The organism is Arthrobacter sp. 10T425, from assembly GCF_056393985.1.
In genome coordinates this window covers 1-534 of the sequence record NZ_JBFTGZ010000057.1, presented here as the reverse complement: position 1 = coordinate 534, position 534 = coordinate 1, and the positions used below count along the sequence as shown (strand labels likewise).

General features: G+C 56.4%; 1 protein-coding gene. It reads right to left on the bottom strand.

Features of this window, described 5'->3' with window-relative positions:
- Positions 1-454, bottom strand: a 454-nt coding sequence (locus AC1DDH_RS20490; RefSeq protein ID WP_476956214.1) for a universal stress protein, incomplete at its 3' end; no start/stop codon positions are given.
- Positions 455-534 lie beyond the last annotated feature (80 nt).

The following is a 534-nucleotide window of genomic DNA, read 5'->3' as shown; positions in this document are numbered from 1 at the left end:
CCTGCAAGCCGCGGCGGCCATGAGATGCCATGACGATCAGGTCACACTGCTTGTCTTCAGCAGCCTTGATTATCGCTTCGTAGGGGTGGTCGCTCACCGTGTAGAGCGGTTGACAGCTAACACCGAGGCTGGCCGCCTTGCCGGTTAGCTCGGTCAAATACCTTGTGGCATCCTGCTGAGCCGCTTCCTTGTACTGCTCTCGGGTATCGGTCAGCATTTCCGTATGGTAGGCAAGCACGTGGTAGTCCGGGCAGACGCGAACTGCAGTCACCCGAGCATCCATCTCGCTGGCAAGTCCAATCGCCTTGTCGAATGCAGACTCCGCGAGGGCCGAGCCGTCAACCGCCAGAAGAAGATGCTTGAACATGATGTCCTCCTCGTCAGAAAGTTGCTGGCGCGAAGGATCGATCACCACTGCTGTCAATAGAGGTTGGCCGATACTGCGCCAGAACACGATAGAAGCGTGGTTTTCGGAGTTCTCCTAACACGTCAACGCTCCACCTCAACTATAGAACGATCGGCACACAATAGAGT